The sequence below is a fragment of the Thermaurantiacus sp. genome, from assembly GCF_053487655.1.
Genome location: NZ_JBRCLD010000016.1, coordinates 29,639 through 46,136, shown reverse-complemented (window position 1 = coordinate 46,136; position 16,498 = coordinate 29,639). Strand labels below are relative to the sequence as shown.

Genomic DNA, 16,498 nt, shown 5'->3' with positions numbered 1-16,498 from the left:
GATCCGGTCCACATGGGTGAGCGGCGAACGTTCCTTGAGCCACGCCTGACCTTCGGGCGTGTCTGGGTCTCCCATCCGCGCAATCAGCTGCTTGCGAAACGCCTCCCAGTAGGGCGGCACGGTGGACAGGAGTGTGACGAGGTTGGAAGGCCCCACGATATCGACGCCACAGGCGAAGATCTCGGGCGTAAAGGTGAGCCCGGCAAGAGTTGCATAACCCCCATAGGAGCCGCCCATGATCGCGATGCGCTTCGGGTCGGCGATGCCCTGCCGCACCGCCCAGTCGACCGCGTCGACAAGATCGTCGTGCATCTTGGCGCCCCACTCGCCGTTTCCGGCATTGGTGAAGGCCTTGCCGAAGCCAGTGGAGCCGCGGAAATTCACCTGCAGCACCACATAGCCGCGGTTGGCAAGGAACTGCACGTCGCGGTCGAAGCCATAGCTGTCGCGCGCCCATGGCCCGCCATGGACCAGCAGCACCATCGGCAGTGGCGTGACCGGCTTCTCCTCAGTTCCTGCCGGTAGGGTCAGGTAGGAGACCAGCGTCTTCCCGTCGCGCGCGCGGATCTCCACGGGGCGCATCTCCGCCAGCGGCGCACCGGCAAGCTCGGGCCGGCTGTCGAACAGCTTCGTGAGGCGCTTCGCCTTGCGGTCATAGAGGAAGGTGGCCGAAGCTGCGTTCGAATTGTCGGTCGCAACCACCCACCTGTCATCCGCGTCGGTGCGGGCCGAAAGCGCCCACTGGCCAAGCGCGCGCTCGAGGAGGGCGATGTCGTCAGCGACCGCCTTGTCAAGCACGGTCCATTCAGATTTGAGATAGTTGGTGGAAACGGCCTCGACTCGGCCGGTGGCCGGGTGGGTCAAAACGGCCTCCACGTCGGCGCGGCGGTCCTCGTGCAGCAGCTGCATCTCGCCGCTTCCCCAGTCCATCGCGAAGAGCGCCGCCGTGTCGCGGCCGCGCGAGTCGATCCAGTAGAGCGTTTTGCCATCGGCCGAGAAGCCGATCGGCGCGGTCGTCTGGCTGTCGTCGAGCCCGTGGGAGAGGAAAGGTGCCGGTGCCACCCTGCCTTCCTCAATCCGGAAATAGTCTTGGCCGCCCTCGCGGTTGGGCCGGATGGCCACACGCAGCACCAGATCCTCGTCGGCGATGAAACCGGCATAGCCGTCATTCTGCATGACGAGCGTCAGCTCGCCAGAAGCAAGATCGAGGCTGTGGACATCATGCCACCTCGGATCGCGGTTATTGAGCCCGACCAGGATCCTCCTGCGCTCCGTGCGGGACATGCCGACAATGCTGACTTGGGTTCTCGGGAAGGGCGTGAAATCGCGCGGCGCCCCGCCGCCGGTCGAGACGCCATAGAGACGGAAATCCTCGTCGCCGCCGGCATCGTTCACATAAAGGATCATCGAGCTGTCCGGCGCCCAGAAATGGTCACGGATGGGCCGGACCTTCTCTGCTGTCAGCACCCGCGCGTTGCCTGGCGCACGGGAGGGCGCGACCCAGACGTTCAGCACCCCATCAGCGGGTGCAAGCCACGAGAGCCACTGGCCGTCGGGGGAAAGCCGCCCCTGCACCCGGGTGGGGTTGCCGAACAGTTTCGCGCGCTCGATGAGGGGGGGCATAACGGCTCCGGGGATCTGGGAAAAAGCGGGGATGGTTGCACTGGCCAGCATGACGGCCCCGGCAAGAAAATTACGCATGGATTTCTTCCGGTATCCGGGCACCGGCCCCTCAGTCCGTTGCGAAAGGGGTTAGCGGGAGAGGCCAAAGGGTTCAAGGAAACGCGGCCTCATCGAGGTTAGAAGTTCGGGCCGGGGAGTTGCCTCCCCGGCCCGTCCGTTGCGCAAGCGTTGGGCGTCACTGCCGACCGGAGCGTCCACCCAGGCGGCAACCTTGGCAGGCTCAGAAGTCCATGCCGCCCATGCCGCCCATGCCAGCTCCGGCGCCAGCTGCCGGCTTGTCTTCCGGCAGTTCGGCGATGGTCGCCTCCGTCGTGATGAGGAGGCCGGCAACTGAGGCCGCATCCTGGAGCGCGGTGCGCACCACCTTGGTCGGGTCGATGACGCCGGCGGTCACCAGGTTCTCATAGACCTCGGTCTGGGCATTGAAGCCGAGCGTCGGGTCATTGCCCTCAAGCAGCTTGCCGGCAACCACAGCGCCATCGTGGCCGGCGTTGGCCGCGATCTGCCGCACCGGCGCCTGCAGCGCGCGGCGGACGATGTCGATGCCGCGCGTCTGGTCGTCATTGGCCCCCTTGAGACCTTCGAGCGCCTTCGTCGCATAGAGCAGCGCGGTGCCGCCGCCGGGAACGATCCCTTCCTCGACCGCAGCGCGCGTGGCGTGCAGCGCATCGTCCACCCGGTCCTTGCGCTCCTTCACCTCGACCTCGGTCGCGCCACCCACCTTGATGACGGCAACGCCGCCGGCGAGCTTGGCAAGGCGCTCCTGCAGCTTCTCCCGGTCATAGTCGGAAGTGGTGGTCTCGATCTGGGCGCGGATCTGCTCTACTCGGCCCTTGATCGCATCGGACGCGCCAGCACCATCGACGATGGTCGTGTTGTCCTTGTCGATCACAACCTTCTTGGCCTGGCCGAGCATCGCAAGAGTCACATTCTCAAGCTTGATGCCAAGGTCTTCCGAGATCATCTCGCCACCCGTCAGGGTCGCGATATCCTCGAGCATCGCCTTGCGCCGGTCACCAAAGCCAGGCGCCTTGACGGCTGCGACCTTGAGGCCGCCGCGCAGCTTGTTGACAACGAGCGTCGCCAGCGCCTCGCCCTCCACATCCTCAGCGATGATGAGGAGTGGCCGGCCCGACTGCACCACTGCCTCGAGGATGGGCAGCATCGACTGCAGGTTCGAGAGCTTCTTCTCGTGGATGAGGATGTAGGGATTGTCGAGCTCGACCTGCATCTTCTCGGCATTGGTGATGAAGTAGGGCGAAAGATAGCCACGATCGAACTGCATGCCCTCGACGACATCAAGCTCGAACTCGAGGCCCTTGGCCTCTTCCACCGTAATCACACCTTCCTTGCCGACCTTTTCCATCGCCTCGGCAATCTTCTCGCCGACGACAGTGTCGCCATTGGCGGAGATGATTCCGACTTGGGCGATTTCGGCCGAACCCGTCACCGGCTTGGAGCGAGCCTTCAGCTCCTCGACCACCTTGGCAACAGCAAGATCGACCCCCCGCTTCAGGTCCATCGGGTTCATGCCGGCCGCAACTGACTTCAGCCCCTCGCGGACGATCGCCTGGGCGAGCACGGTTGCCGTCGTGGTGCCGTCGCCTGCGACATCGTTGGTCTTGGACGCCACTTCGCGCACCATCTGCGCGCCGATATTCTGATACTTGTCCTTGAGCTCGATTTCCTTGGCAACCGTCACCCCATCCTTGGTGATGCGCGGTGCACCGAAGCTCTTCTCAATGACGACATTGCGGCCCTTGGGCCCCAGCGTCACCTTGACCGCATCAGCAAGGATATCAACGCCCTGCAGGATGCGCTCGCGGGCATCACGCCCGAATTTTACGTCCTTGGCTGCCATCTTCATTCCTCTCACAATCGAAGGCCCCGAACTCGGAGCCACATGCGGACGGAAAGCCAGACGGTGCCACGCCGGGCACCATCTGTGGCGTGATGCTTACGCGGCCTTGCGGACTTCCGCGGCCGGCGTGATCACGCCCAGAATGTCGCTTTCCTTCATGATGATGAGGTCTTCGCCATCGATCTTGACCTCGGTGCCCGACCATTTGCCGAACAGGACCCGATCGCCGACCTTGACATCGAGCGGGATGCGCTCGCCGTCCTCGTCACGGGCGCCAAGGCCAACAGCCAGGATCTCGCCTTCCTGCGGCTTTTCCTTGGCGGTGTCCGGGATGATGATGCCGCCGGCGGTCTTCTCTTCCGCCTCGATGCGGCGCACGAGCACGCGATCGTGCAGGGGAGTGAATGCCATAAGTCCCTCATGTGCTCAGGGGGCGCTGGGCCCTTACCCGCGCCCTGGTTGCTCCTGCTGGCACTCACGGAGCCTGAGTGCCAACATCGCGTAGATATGTCGGACCTTGGCTGGCTTCAACCCCCAGAGGGCCGGAAAAGTTGATGGCCAACGGGCCGGAAGGGCGCCCGAGGAGCACGCTACACCCGGGCCGTTCACGATTTTTCAACCTTGACGGTTTGACCGTCTGCATTGGAACGCACTAGAGCACAGTCTGGATGAAGCGCACAGGAGGGTGTGTGGCAGCGTCTTTCTCCACCGTCTTCGCCCTGGCCCGAACTGGCCGGGCGATGGAAAGTGGCGCGGATCAGTCCTTTGCCATGTGTGGCAGAAAGGGGCAGCGGCTGTCCTGGGGGCTCACCAATCTGCGACTGCGCGCCGCTCTGCTGCTGGCGACTGCCCTTTTTGGTCTGAAAGGGTTGCCGGCTGCTGCGGATCCGACGTGCCCAGAGGGCACGACGACTTGCTCCATCATCAACAACCAGCTCGGCGACACCTCCGTTCCTTCCAATGCGGAGAACACGACGACGATTAGCAGCCAGAGCGGCGTGTCCTCGGCCTCCAATTCCTCGGCATCGGAAACCACAGTGACGGGGACGGTACGGCAGACACCCATCCTGGAGGCGACCAACAGCCCGACGGGAAGCGTGCAAGGAAGCATTTCCGGCGGCAGTACGACCGGAACAGTGACGGGTGGCAACACCAGTGGCACGATCACCGGCGGCAATTTGTCGGGCGGCAATGTGACGGGTGGGAATGTGTCGGGTGGGAACACCTCGAGCACGGCCGCTGGCGGCGCAGCCACCAGCAGTGGCAACAGCGCTTCGCTGACGACAAGCACTGGAGACAGCTCTTCCAGCGCCACCACGGGAGCAAGCATGGCCAACAGCGGTGGCAATACGCTGGAGGGTGCGCAGTCCAATGCGACGACAGCGGCCAATACGGGCTCCAACACGAACGCGATTGGCGATATGAGCGCGACCTCCGGCCCCAGCAGCGCCACCATCGGCAACACAAGCTCGACTGTCGGCGATACAGTTGCAACCACCGGCGCTAGCACCGCCACGATCGGCAACACGTCAACCGGGGCCAACACGGGCTCGCTCACCAACACCAACAGCACCGGCGCCAGCACATCAGCAGTGGGAGATCTCTCGACCGGCGCCAGCACTGCTACGATTGGCAACATGTCAACCGGCGCCAGCACTTCGGCAGTGGGCGACCTTTCGACCGGTGCCAGCACCGCCACGATCGGCAACACCTCAACCGGCGCCAACACCGGATCGGTCAACAACAGCACTGGCGCCAGCACAGCCAACGTTGGCAACACCTCGACTGGCAACAACACGAACACGACGGGCGCGAGCAATTCCAGCACCACAGTCGATGCCTCGACCCAGAACAATTCGCGCTTCATTTTCATCCCGCCCGTCGTGCCCGGGACGCCGCCGTCTACCCTTGCCGTGGGCAACATCATCAAGGAGACCGGAAACTGCGGCCCGCTCCAGAGGGTGGTCAGGGAGCCCATCGTCGGGATGTTCTTCGGCCTCATCGGCCACCGGAAGATGCCGCAGGGCCACACCGAGCGGCTTGAACCCTATGTCGATGAGCGCGGCATGCGCGTCGAATATCGCAAGGTTATGATGGAAGACGGAATTGGCTACCGCTTGTTCGGCCACCAGGTAACGCAATATACGACCATCGTTGGAGTTGCGGGCGCACGCAACATCGCCCTTGGCGGTGGCGGCAGTGGAGGCGGCTGGGGCCAGGCCGGTGGTGGCGCTTCCAGCTCGATGCAGCAAATGGTCACCACCATTCAGCTGCGCGAATGCGAGATCGGAAGCTATGTCCCCCCGCCGCGCACCGTCTATGTCGAGCCCAAGCCCATCCAGCGATGACGATTACCCTCTTCCTGAGCGCTGCTCTCCTCTGCACTCCAGCTGAGTGCTTTCCGGCCCTTGTGGGAAAGGACACGCCCACAGGCACCTTTGCCCTGCACCGGCGTTTTGTGAACGCAAGGGGTTTCGGCGGCGATGTTCTCCAGTTCCATGAAACTGACGCCCATATCCTCGCCATCCACCGAGTCTGGCTGGGAAAGCCGTCCGAGCGCCGGCTCGAGCGTCTGCAATCCCCTGATCCACAAGCACGGCGGAACATTACCAACGGCTGCGTCAACGTCATGCCGGAGGTGTATGACAAGCTCCTTGCGGCCCACACGCTCGAGATCAAGCCCTAACGCCGGGGGCGCGCCCAGCCGGAGAAACGGGGGTGCCTCCGGGCCGGTTGTGCGACCGAAGCGAAGCCGCGCGAGATGGGAGCAAAGGCGTCGCCCAGCCAGTCTTCGCCGATGATCTTGCTGCCCTCTGGGACGCCTGCGCCGCATTCGTGCCAGCCTCGGACCGGATTGCTGGCATGTCGAGGCCTGCAACTCGCGCCCCTCCGGGCCTGCAGCCAAGCGGAAGGCTGCCTGGGCTTGTCTCAGCCTCTGCCCGCGAGCGCAGCCTGGGCCTGGGCTGCCCCCGTCTCGGGCACCATTTCGCCGTCCCGGCTGCAGATCTCGTCAATGCGTGCGGCAACCGTCTCCGGCGTCATCGCATCGGCTGCCACATGGATGCCGCGGGTCAACGTGACATAGCTCGCCTCGAAGCCGCCGCCGCCGGCGTTCAGCACCATACCCGTTGGCGCCCCTTCGGACACGAGGTAGAGCGCCGCCGGCGAAACCGTCTCCGGCCCCATCTTCTCAAGCAATGCCGGCGGCAGCAAGTCCTCGGTCATCCGCGTTGCCGCCAGCGGCGCGATCGTGTTGACCTTTACACCATATTTTTGTCCCTCGAGTGCGAGCGTCTTCATAAGGCCGACCAGCGCCAGCTTCGCCGCGCCGTAATTGGCTTGCCCGAAATTGCCGTAGAGGCCTGTCGAGGAGGTCGTCATCAGGATGCGGCCATAGGCCTGCTCGCGCATCCTCTCCCACACGGCCTTGGTGCAGATGACCGAGCCCATGAGGTGCACGTCAACCACGGCCCGGAAATCCTCGATGGTCATCTTGGCAAAGGTGCGGTCGCGGAGGATCCCGGCATTGTTGATGAGAATGTCGACCTGCCCCCAGCGGCCAAGCGCTTCGCCAACCATGTCGGCCACTCCCGCCTCATCGGTCACGCTCGTGCCATGGGCGATCGCTTCGCCGCCGAGCGCGCGGATCTCTTCTGCGACGGCCTCTGCCATGGCAGAGGAGGCGCCCGAGCCATCCCGGCTGCCGCCAAGATCATTGACCACCACCCGGGCACCGCGCGCGGCAAGATCGAGCGCATAGCGCCGGCCAAGCCCCCCACCAGCGCCAGTCACAATAGCAACGCGGTTGTCGAAACGGATCATATCTCACCCCTTCGGCTGTTCTCGGCCGCCGCCATAGGGCGCCGAGCGGCAGGCCGGAAGGGCTAGCGCGCCGCGCTGGCGAGCCCTGCGGTGGCGATGCTCAGACCATCCGCATCAAGCGCATAGCCTGCCGAGCGCACGGTGCGGATGAGATCGGGGAGATCGTCGCCATTGATGGCCTTGCGCAAGCGCCGGATATGCACGTCCACCGTGCGCTGCTCGACATAGACATCGCGGCCCCATACGGCATCGAGCAGCTGTTCCCGGCTGAACACTCGGCCCGGATGTTCGAGGAAGTGGCGCAGCAGCCGGAACTCGGTTGGCCCCAGCTGGACGGGCACGCCGTCGCGAGTCACCTTGTGGGCAGTCGTGTCCATAACGAGGCCGCCATATTCGAGGCTGCCGCCCGAGAGCGCTGGCCGCAGCCGCCGCAGCAAGGCCCGCACTCGGGCCACCAGCTCACGTGGGCTAAACGGCTTCGTCACATAGTCATCGGCGCCAGTCTCAAGCCCTCGCACCCGGTCGCCTTCCTCGGCCCGGGCGGTCAACATGATGATGGGAAGCCCAGCCGTGTCCGGTTCGCGGCGCAGCCGGCGGCAGACCTCAATGCCAGACAGATTGGCGATCATCCAGTCAAGCACGACAAGATCAGGCCGTTCCTCTTCGGCCATGACCAGCGCCTCTTCGCCATCATGGGTGGAGATGACATCAAACCCTTCCTTGTCGAGATTGTAGCGCACAAGCTCAACAAGGTTGCTGTCGTCTTCGACGAGAAGGATCTTGGCGCGCATCGTTGGGCCTCACGATCGGGGTGGGAGGGTTTCAGTGTAAAGTGGAGTCTGGTCGGCCTTGGGCCGTTCGACAAGATGCTGGCCGGTCACCTGGAAATGCACCATCTCCGCGATGTTGGTCGCATGGTCGCCAATCCGCTCGAGATTCTTGGCAATGAAAAGCAGGTGCGCCGAAGGCGTGATATGGTGCGGATTTTCCATCATGTAGGTAAGGAGCGACCGGAACAGCGAGTTGTAGAGATCATCGACAGACGTATCCCGCATCATCACATCGATGGCGAGACGGGCATCGCGCTCGACATAGGCGTCAAGTGCGTCCTTCAGCATTGAGGCCGCGAGCCGGCCCATTTCGGGAATGATGGCAACCGGTTGAACTGGCACCGATGCCGCCATGGAGGAAGCGCGCTTGCCGATGTTCTTGGCATAATCGCCGATGCGCTCGATGATGGCCGAAATCTTGAGTGCTGCGACGAGTTCGCGAAGATCATCTGCCATCGGTGCCCGGCGGGCGATGATCGAAACTGCCATTGCTTCCGCCTCGCCTTCCAGCCGGTCGAGCTCGGCATCATCCTCGGCGACCTTGAGCCCGAGGTCGCCGTCGCGCCGGATGAGAGCATCGATCGCGGTTGCAATCTGGGCTTCGGCAAACCCGCCCATCTGCGAGACAAGGGTTCGCAGCTCGTCGATCTCCTCGTCGAATGACTTGACCGTGTGCGGCGTCGTAGGCTCGGCGGTCATCAGCCATATCTTCCCGTGATATAATCCTTGGTGCGAGTCTCCCGGGGGTTGGTGAAGATCTGCCGGGTGTCGCCAAACTCGACCAGGTCGCCCAGGTGGAAGAAGGCCGTCTTCTGCGACACGCGGGCAGCCTGCTGCATGTTGTGGGTGACAATGACGATGGCATAGCGGCCGCGCAGCTCGTCGATCAGCTCCTCGACCTTGGCAGTCGCAATCGGGTCGAGCGCCGAGCAGGGCTCGTCCATCAAGATGACTTCCGGATCAACGGCAATTGCCCGGGCAATGCACAGCCTCTGCTGCTGGCCGCCGGACAAGGCCGTGCCGGGCTCCTGGAGCCGATCGCGCACTTCGGTCCACAAGCCCGCGCGCTGGAGCGCATTCTCGACAATGCCATCGAGCTCGGACTTGGAACGGGCGAGCCCATGGATCCGCGGGCCATAGGCGATGTTCTCGTAGATCGACTTCGGAAAGGGGTTGGGCTTTTGGAACACCATGCCCACCCGGGCGCGCAGCTGCACCACATCCATCGCCGGCGAATAGATGTCCTCGCCATCAAGCGTGATGCTGCCCGTCACTCGCGCCGAGGCAACAGTATCGTTCATCCGGTTGAAGCACCTGAGGAAAGTGGACTTGCCGCAACCGGACGGGCCGATAAAGGCGATGACCTCATCGGTCGTGATGTCGAGCGAGACGCCCTTCAACGCCTCGTTCGGGCCGTAGAACACATGGACATCGCGGGCCGACATCTTCGGGCCCACCTTGCTTGCCATGCGTGGCGGCCGCGCCAGCCCAGCAGTCTCGTTCACCAGCGCACCTCGTATCTGTTGCGCAGCCAGATGGCGACGCTGTTGAGGGTCAAGAGGAAGAGCAGCAGCACAACGATGGCGCCGCTTGTCTTTTCGATGAAACCGCGCGCCACATTGTCGGACCAGATGAAGATCTGGACCGGCAGAGTGGTTGCTGGCTCAGTCACGCCCGCTGGAGCATCGATAAGAAAGGCCCGCATGCCGATCATGAGAAGCGGTGCCGTCTCCCCAAGCGCCCGGGCGACGCCGATGATGGTGCCAGTAAGAATCCCCGGCAGCGCCAGCGGCAGCACATGGTGGAAGACCACTTGCACCTTCGAGGCGCCAACACCAAGCGCAGCATCGCGGATGGAAGGAGGCACGGCCTTGACTGCCGCCCGTGCGGCAATGACGATGACCGGCAGGGTCATGAGCGCAAGGGTAAGGCCTCCGACCAGCGGCGCCGAGCGCGGCATGCCAAAGGCATTCAGGAACACTGCAAGGCCGAGCAGGCCAAAGATGATGCTCGGCACTGCAGCGAGATTGTTGATCGAGACTTCGACGATATCAGTGAGACGGTTCCTGGGCGCGAACTCTTCAAGATAGATGGCCGACAAGACCCCGACTGGGAAGGCCAGCGCCAGCGTGACCAGGATCGTGAGCACAGAACCCTTGAGCGCACCCCAGATCCCCGCCTGCTCTGGCACCGTTGAGTCCGCTTGCGTCAGGAACAGCCGGTTGAACCCGATCCGGATGCGCCCTTCGGCTTCAAGCTTGCGGAAGAGGGCGATCTCGCGGTCAGACACGCGGCGGTCCTCTTCGGCGGCCGTGAGGTCAAACGCGCCCTTGGCAAGAAGATCGGTGTTGGACGCAGCCGTCAGCCAGACCGCACGGGTGCTGCCAAGGATCGCCGGGTCCTTGAGGGCGAGATCGCGCAAGCGCACCCAGGCACCTTCGGAAATGGCACGCTCGAGGCCCGGCTCGCGGTCGTAAGCGGGCAGCAGGAGCGACGGCCAGTCGGCCGCGAGCAACGCCGTTTTGCTCGGCGTTTCGTCTGCAGCAAGGCCAAGGAGTGCCCGATCGAAGCTGACTTCCACCTTGACTTCCGTCTGGCGGAAGCTGTTCCAGCCATCTCGCACGATGGTTGCAAGAAGGAAAAGGAGAAAGCCGCCGGCAACGGCAAGTGCGAGAACACCGAGCAAGCGGAAAAGCCGCTCAGCGCGGTAGCGTTTGGCAATCCTCGCCCGCATCTCGGCGCTGGCCCAGTCGGTACCCACCCGCACAGCAGGCGCACCCTCCAAGGCGATCGCCGTCTCGGCCACAAGGTCCCCCGAGCCCGTCATTCATAGGCCTCGCGGTAGCGCTTGACGATCGCCAGCGCATAGATGTTGAGCGCAAGCGTGACCAAGAATAGCACCAGCCCAAGGGCGAAGGCCGAAAGTGTTTTGGCGCTGTCGAACTCCTGGTCTCCGGTCAGCAGTGCGACGATCTGCGCAGTGACCGTCGTGACGGACTTGAACGGATTGGCAGTCAGGTTGGCAGCAAGGCCTGCCGCCATGACGACGATCATCGTCTCGCCGATCGCGCGCGAGACGGCGAGCATAATGCCGCCGACGATTCCCGGAAGTGCCGCTGGGATCAGTACCCGGCCAATGGTCTCGGAAATGGTCGCGCCCATGGCAAGGCTGCCGTCGCGCATCGCATTGGGAACCGCAGTCAGCGCATCGTCGGCCATGGAGGAGACGAAGGGGATGATCATGATCCCCATGACAAGGCCAGCGGCAAGCGCGCTCTCGGCTGACGCATCGGCAATCCCGAGGCTCAAGCCCAGCTGGCGGACGAGGGGTGCGACCGTCAGTGCAGCAAAAAAGCCGTAGACGACTGTCGGCACGCCAGCGAGCACCTCGAGAATGGGCTTCGCCCAGCGGCGGAAGCCGGCAGGCGCATATTGCGTCAAGTAGATGGCCGACATGAGGCCCAGTGGAATGGCGACCAGCATGGCGATGATGGCGCCGATGAAGATGGTGCCCCAGAACAAGGGCACGGCACCGAATGCGCCTGTCGAGCCAATCTGGTCAGCCCGGATTGCCGTCTGCGGCGACCAGTTGAGGCCAAACAGGAATTCGGCCGGGCTCACTTTGCCAAAGAAGCGCAGCGTTTCGAACAGGAGCGAAAGCACGATCCCGAAGGTGGTCAGGATCGCAATGAGCGAGGCAAGGACGAGAATGGCAATGACAATCCGCTCGACGGCCGTGCGGGCCCGGAAGCCGGGCCGCAGCCGGGAGGCTGCGAACAGCGCGCCAGCGAGGAAAAGCGCGAGCGCAGCTGCGGTCACCAGCCAACGGTAACGCGTCTCGGCCGCCTGCCAGACCGCAGCAGCCGCAGGCGCACGCGAGTCAAAGACAGAGGTCCGGCTCCCGCCGGCCAGCTCCTCGACTTCGGTCAAGAAGGTGGTGCGCGCCAAGTCGCTGTCAAACCCGCCGCGATCGGGAAGCGAAGAAAGCACGGCATCCGCAACAAAGCGCTCGCCAAAAATCCCCCAGAAGGCGAGCAGGGCCGCAGCTGGAAGAAAACCGAGCAAGGCGACATAGGCCCCATGGTACGCTGGCCGGGAGTGCACCTCTCCAGACCGAGTTCTGGCAGCCTCGAACGCAAACCCACGCGCCCGCCCATAGCTCCAGGCCATGGCAGCGAGCAGTACTGCTGCAAGGAACAGCCAGCCCGTTGCCATGGCGCTAGCCCACCTCGCCTGGCTTCAGCGCAACGAGGCCCCGCGCGCGCGCCCTCACCACCTCGCGCTCCTGCGCTGGTAGGGCAACCAGCCCACGCCGGGCGAGATAGCCCTTCGGCCCCATGGTCCCCTCGCGCGTGAACTCGGTGAGGAACTCCTTCAGCCCCCTGACCGAGTCCACATGCTCCCCCTTCACATAAATGTAGATGGCCCGGGCACCCGGATAGGCGCCGCTGGCAATCGTCTCCGGGCTTGCGAGTACGCCGTTGATCGGCACGTCACGCAGCGTGTCCGTATTCTCCTCGAAATAGCTGAAACCGAACACGCCGATTGCGCTCGGGTTGGCGACCAGCTTCTGGACAATAAGATTGTCATTCTCGCCGGCCTCGACATAGGGCCCGTCCTCGCGCACCCGCTCGCAAATCTCGCGGTGCCGATCGGGGTCGGTCTTGGCCAGCGCCCGCATCGCTGGCTCGGTGTCGCAGCCGGCACGCATATAGAGTTCGTTGAAGGCGTCACGAGTCCCGCTCGTAGGCGGTGGGCCGATGACTTCGATTCGAAGACGCGGCAGGCGGGGGTCGATGTCGCTCCAGAAGGTCGGCCGCCTGGTCGCCCCAAAGGGTGTCTTGGCGAGCGCGTGGTAGACTTGGCGCTGGGTCAGCTTGAGCGCTGGTCCCGTCTTGGCCTGCGCCAACACCAGACCATCGATGCCGATCTTGACTTCGATGATCCGATTGACGCCAGCGCGCCGGCACTGTTCCACCTCACTTGGCTTGATACGTCGCGAAGCGTTGGCAATGTCGGGGTGGCGAGCACCGACCCCGCTACAGAAGAGCTTGATGCCTCCACCGGTCCCAGTTGATTCGACAATGGGTGTGCGAAACTGCGGATTGGCGCGGCGGAAATTCTCGGCAACTGCGGTGGTGAAGGGAAAGACGGTCGAGGAGCCAACGATCCGGATCTGCTCGCGCGCAGCCGCACTGCCGGCCAGCAGCAGGGCGGCAACCGCAAAACCCGTGCGGAACCCTTGCCCCTTCATGCGGCCCACGGCAGCTCCATCCTGCCGCTGACGCGCTGGACCTTCCCTTGCACGCGCTGGATTCTCCATCAATGCCGGGCCGCCATCACTTGCCCTAGGACGCACCTATTGGCGCCCTGTGACACTTTTGTTGCGAAATTATGACTCCCGCTTCAGTTCCAGCGGCGCTGGCTCCGGGGCGGCTGGCATGGCTGCCGGACTCGCGGCGTCGCCAGCCGGATCGAGCCGTCTTGGCACAACTGGCAGTGTGAAGGCGACGGTTGTGCCCTCGCCCTGCCGGCTGGTGATCTCGAGCCGGCCGCGGTGACGCTCGACGATATGCTTGACGATGGCAAGACCAAGTCCGGTGCCACCCATAGACCGCGAACGGCCGGTGTCGACCCGGTAGAAGCGCTCGGTCAGTCGCGGCAGATGCTCTGGCGCAATTCCATCGCCGACATCCTCCACGCTGACCCGCACCATTTCCTCCATCCTGGCATTGCCGGCAACAAGCGCTGCCGAAAGCCGGATCGGTGTTCCAGAGTGCCCGTATTTGAGGGAATTGGAGACGAGATTGTGCAGCACCTGGAGGATTTGGTCGCGGTCACCGATCACTTGCGGCAGGCCTTCTCCCACATCGATGAGGAGTCGCCGGCCATCGGCTTCAAGCCGCATGGCAAGGGTCTTGCCGACGTCGGTCAAGAGAGGGGGGAGGTCGAGCGGCGCTTGCGGCCGGACATATTTGTCGAGCTCGATCCTGGAGAGCGACAAAAGATCGTCGATGAGCCGACTCATCCGCCCAGATTCACGCGCCATGATCTCAAGAAAGCGGCGCCGAGCCGGTTCATCCTCAGCGGCTGGGCCGAGGAGAGTCTCGATAAAGCCGGAAATATTGGCAAGCGGTGTCCGGAGCTCGTGACTGGCGTTTGCGACAAAGTCGGCCCGCATGCGCTCGGCCACGCGGGCCTGGGTGATATCTGTGAAGGTCACGAGAAATCGTTCGTCCCCGAGCGATACCGCCCGCACTCGGAACGCGCCTTCGGCATGCCCGAGTGCCCCAACTTCGCGGATCGCAGGGCTGTCGCCCGCCATGGCCGCGCGCAGCGCATCAATGACCACTGGATGTCGCACCGCCTGCCGCACATCTGCACCTGCCACGCGCGGCCCGAACAGGAGCCGCGCCTGCGAGTTGGCCGCTACCGCGCGCCACGTGCCAAGGACCACGAGCGCAGGGTCTGGCAGCGCATCGATGCCCACGAGGTCAAAGCTTGGCGGGCGTTCGGTGGCTTTGGTCGTCACGTCTCGCTCGCGATCAATCGGGGGCGATGTCGCATTTCGGTAGCCAAACTGTGTGACAGTCAGAAGAAGCAGCCCAGCCGCAATCGCCAAACCCGCGACCAGTGCCGGCGCAAGACCCGCAACCAGCGCGAGCAGGGCCGCGCCAAGCGCCCCCGCGACCGGCAGCACCTTCTCGAGCATTGGTGAAGCCTAGGGCCGTCGCTGCCCGCCTGTCCACCCTTGCCGGCTCTGGCATCTCCGCTAGAGGCACCAGATGCTAAAGACGATCGAGGCGCTGGGAAACCGGCTCCCCCACCCTGTCCTTCTGTTCCTTCTGCTGGCGCTCATCGTGGTTGCGGCCTCCGTCGTCGCCCATGCCCTGGGCGTCTCTGGTGTGCATCCCGCAACCGGCGAGACTCTTTCTGCAGTCAATCTGCTCTCGGCTGAGACGCTCCGGCGCATGCTCGTTGAGATGCCGAAAACCTTCACTGGCTTTCCGCCGCTCGGCACTGTGCTGACCGTGATGATCGGGATCGGAATTGCTGAGCGCTCGGGCCTTATCGCCGCCGCACTGGGCGGTTTTGTTCGCTCGGTCCCGCGCGCGCTGCTCGCGCTTGCTCTTACCTTTGCTGGCATCATGTCGAGCCTTGCCGTTGATGCCGGCTATGTGGTGCTCGTGCCGCTTGGTGCCGCCATCTTTGCAGCCGCCGGCCGCCACCCGCTTGCCGGACTTGCCGCCGCCTTTGCCGGAGTCTCCGGCGGCTACAGCGCCAATCTTCTCGTCACTTCGCTTGATCCGCTCCTCGGTGGCATTTCCGAGACGGCAGCGCAAATGATCGACCCTGGCTACACCGTGCTCGCGACCGCCAACTGGTTCCTGATGATGGCCCTTGTTCCCGTCTTCGCACTGGTCGGCGCCTTCGTCACGGTCCGGGTGGTGGAGCCGCGGCTTGGCAGCTGGCAGGCCCCGCCGGGCTTTGAGCTGATGGCAACAGGCGCGCTCTCGTCCGACGAGCGCCGGGGCCTCGCCCGCGCCGGGCTTGGCGCGCTCGCCATCGGTCTTTTCATCGCTGCACTCTCTTGGGGGGAAGGCGCGGTTCTGCGGGATCCCGCAACCGGCGGGCTTGAGCCGCTCTACAGTGCCATCGTCGCCTTGACTGCCATCGGCCTTGCCGTGCTGGGGATCCTCTACGGCCGCGCCACCGGCCGCATCCGCTCGGCAGCAGATGCCATAAAAATGGCCGAGGACGCCATAGCGAGCATGGCCTCCTACATCTTGCTTGCCTTCATGGCGGCCCACTTCATCGCCTTCTTCGCCTGGTCAAACCTTGGCACCATCTCGGCAATCCATGGCGCTGGCGCCCTCCGGGAGTCGGGCCTTAGCGAAGTCCCGCTCCTCGTCGGCGTGGTCACGCTTACCGCCTTCCTGAACCTCTTCATGGGCTCGGCAAGTGCAAAATGGGCCATCCTCTCGACCGTCTTCGTGCCGATGTTCATGCTGGTCGGGATTTCGCCCGAGGCGACCCAGGCCGCCTACCGGATCGGCGATTCTGTCACCAACATCATCACGCCGCTCATGAGCTATTTTCCACTCGCGCTTGTTGCTGCCACGCGATACCTGCCTGGCATGGGAATAGGCACGATGATTGCAACCATGCTGCCCTATTCTGTTGCCTTTTATCTCGCCGGGATTCTCACGCTCCTCGCCTTTTTGGTCCTTGGCCTGCCCATCGGCCCTGGAACCCCGGTCTTCCTCACCCCGGCTGGGGATTGAGACAGCAGCCAGCGCCC

General features: G+C 64.0%; 15 protein-coding genes. 3 read left to right on the top strand and 12 right to left on the bottom strand.

Annotated elements, in window-relative coordinates; translation table 11 throughout:
* From ACWIQA_RS01775 to ACWIQA_RS01760, 4 genes are all read right to left on the bottom strand, one after another.
* Positions 1–1,701: S9 family peptidase (locus ACWIQA_RS01775; protein ID WP_448581347.1), on the bottom strand; the 1,701-nt coding region annotated here is incomplete at its 3' end.
* 202 nt (positions 1,702–1,903) lie between these two features.
* A complete protein-coding gene (gene groL / locus ACWIQA_RS01770) occupies positions 1,904–3,544 on the bottom strand; it encodes a chaperonin GroEL (RefSeq protein ID WP_448581346.1) in 1,641 nt (546 codons plus the stop codon).
* Positions 3,545–3,640: 96 nt separating this feature from the next.
* A complete protein-coding gene (gene groES, locus ACWIQA_RS01765) occupies positions 3,641–3,955 on the bottom strand; it encodes a co-chaperone GroES (protein WP_448581345.1) in 315 nt (104 codons plus the stop codon).
* A gap of 346 nt (positions 3,956–4,301) precedes the next feature.
* Positions 4,302–5,474: a hypothetical protein gene (locus tag ACWIQA_RS01760; RefSeq protein WP_448581344.1), complete on the bottom strand. Its 1,173-nt coding sequence runs from the start codon at positions 5,472–5,474 to the stop codon at positions 4,302–4,304.
* Between ACWIQA_RS01760 and ACWIQA_RS01755 the strand changes: the two genes are divergently transcribed.
* Both ACWIQA_RS01755 and ACWIQA_RS01750 read left to right on the top strand, forming a co-directional pair.
* Complete coding sequence (locus ACWIQA_RS01755; protein WP_448581343.1) at positions 5,458–5,892, top strand: hypothetical protein; 435 nt, start codon at positions 5,458–5,460, stop codon at positions 5,890–5,892. The genes ACWIQA_RS01760 and ACWIQA_RS01755 overlap by 17 nt on opposite strands.
* Positions 5,889–6,230 (top strand): hypothetical protein, encoded by a 342-nt coding sequence (locus ACWIQA_RS01750; protein WP_448581342.1) that lies wholly within the window; start codon positions 5,889–5,891, stop codon positions 6,228–6,230. The genes ACWIQA_RS01755 and ACWIQA_RS01750 overlap by 4 nt, the downstream gene beginning before the upstream one ends.
* 242 nt (positions 6,231–6,472) lie before the next feature.
* Here the strand turns inward: ACWIQA_RS01750 and ACWIQA_RS01745 are convergent, their stop codons facing one another.
* From ACWIQA_RS01745 to ACWIQA_RS01710, 8 genes are all read right to left on the bottom strand, one after another.
* Entirely contained in the window at positions 6,473–7,366 is an 894-nt protein-coding gene (locus ACWIQA_RS01745) for an SDR family NAD(P)-dependent oxidoreductase (RefSeq protein WP_448581341.1), read from the bottom strand.
* A 62-nt stretch (positions 7,367–7,428) separates the two neighbouring features.
* Positions 7,429–8,157 carry a phosphate regulon transcriptional regulator PhoB gene (gene phoB, locus ACWIQA_RS01740; protein WP_448581340.1) on the bottom strand — a complete coding sequence of 243 codons (729 nt, stop codon included), beginning with the start codon at positions 8,155–8,157 and terminating at the stop codon, positions 7,429–7,431.
* Positions 8,158–8,166: 9 nt separating this feature from the next.
* A complete protein-coding gene (gene phoU, locus ACWIQA_RS01735) occupies positions 8,167–8,895 on the bottom strand; it encodes a phosphate signaling complex protein PhoU (protein WP_448581339.1) in 729 nt (242 codons plus the stop codon).
* A complete protein-coding gene (gene pstB, locus ACWIQA_RS01730) occupies positions 8,895–9,665 on the bottom strand; it encodes a phosphate ABC transporter ATP-binding protein PstB (protein ID WP_448581338.1) in 771 nt (256 codons plus the stop codon). Before pstB ends, phoU begins: the two co-directional genes overlap by 1 nt.
* 32 nt (positions 9,666–9,697) lie before the next feature.
* Positions 9,698–11,023 (bottom strand): phosphate ABC transporter permease PstA, encoded by a 1,326-nt coding sequence (gene pstA / locus ACWIQA_RS01725; RefSeq protein ID WP_448581337.1) that lies wholly within the window; start codon positions 11,021–11,023, stop codon positions 9,698–9,700.
* Entirely contained in the window at positions 11,020–12,411 is a 1,392-nt protein-coding gene (gene pstC, locus ACWIQA_RS01720; RefSeq protein ID WP_448581336.1) for a phosphate ABC transporter permease subunit PstC, read from the bottom strand. The genes pstA and pstC overlap by 4 nt, the downstream gene beginning before the upstream one ends.
* 4 nt (positions 12,412–12,415) lie before the next feature.
* Entirely contained in the window at positions 12,416–13,450 is a 1,035-nt protein-coding gene (locus tag ACWIQA_RS01715) for a substrate-binding domain-containing protein (RefSeq protein ID WP_448581348.1), read from the bottom strand.
* Between the two features lie 138 nt (positions 13,451–13,588).
* A complete protein-coding gene (locus tag ACWIQA_RS01710) occupies positions 13,589–14,908 on the bottom strand; it encodes an ATP-binding protein (protein WP_448581335.1) in 1,320 nt (439 codons plus the stop codon).
* Between the two features lie 73 nt (positions 14,909–14,981).
* Here ACWIQA_RS01710 and ACWIQA_RS01705 point away from each other — a divergent pair, with 73 nt between their 5' ends.
* Complete coding sequence (locus ACWIQA_RS01705; protein ID WP_448581334.1) at positions 14,982–16,481, top strand: AbgT family transporter; 1,500 nt, start codon at positions 14,982–14,984, stop codon at positions 16,479–16,481.
* Positions 16,482–16,498: the final 17 nt, after the last annotated feature.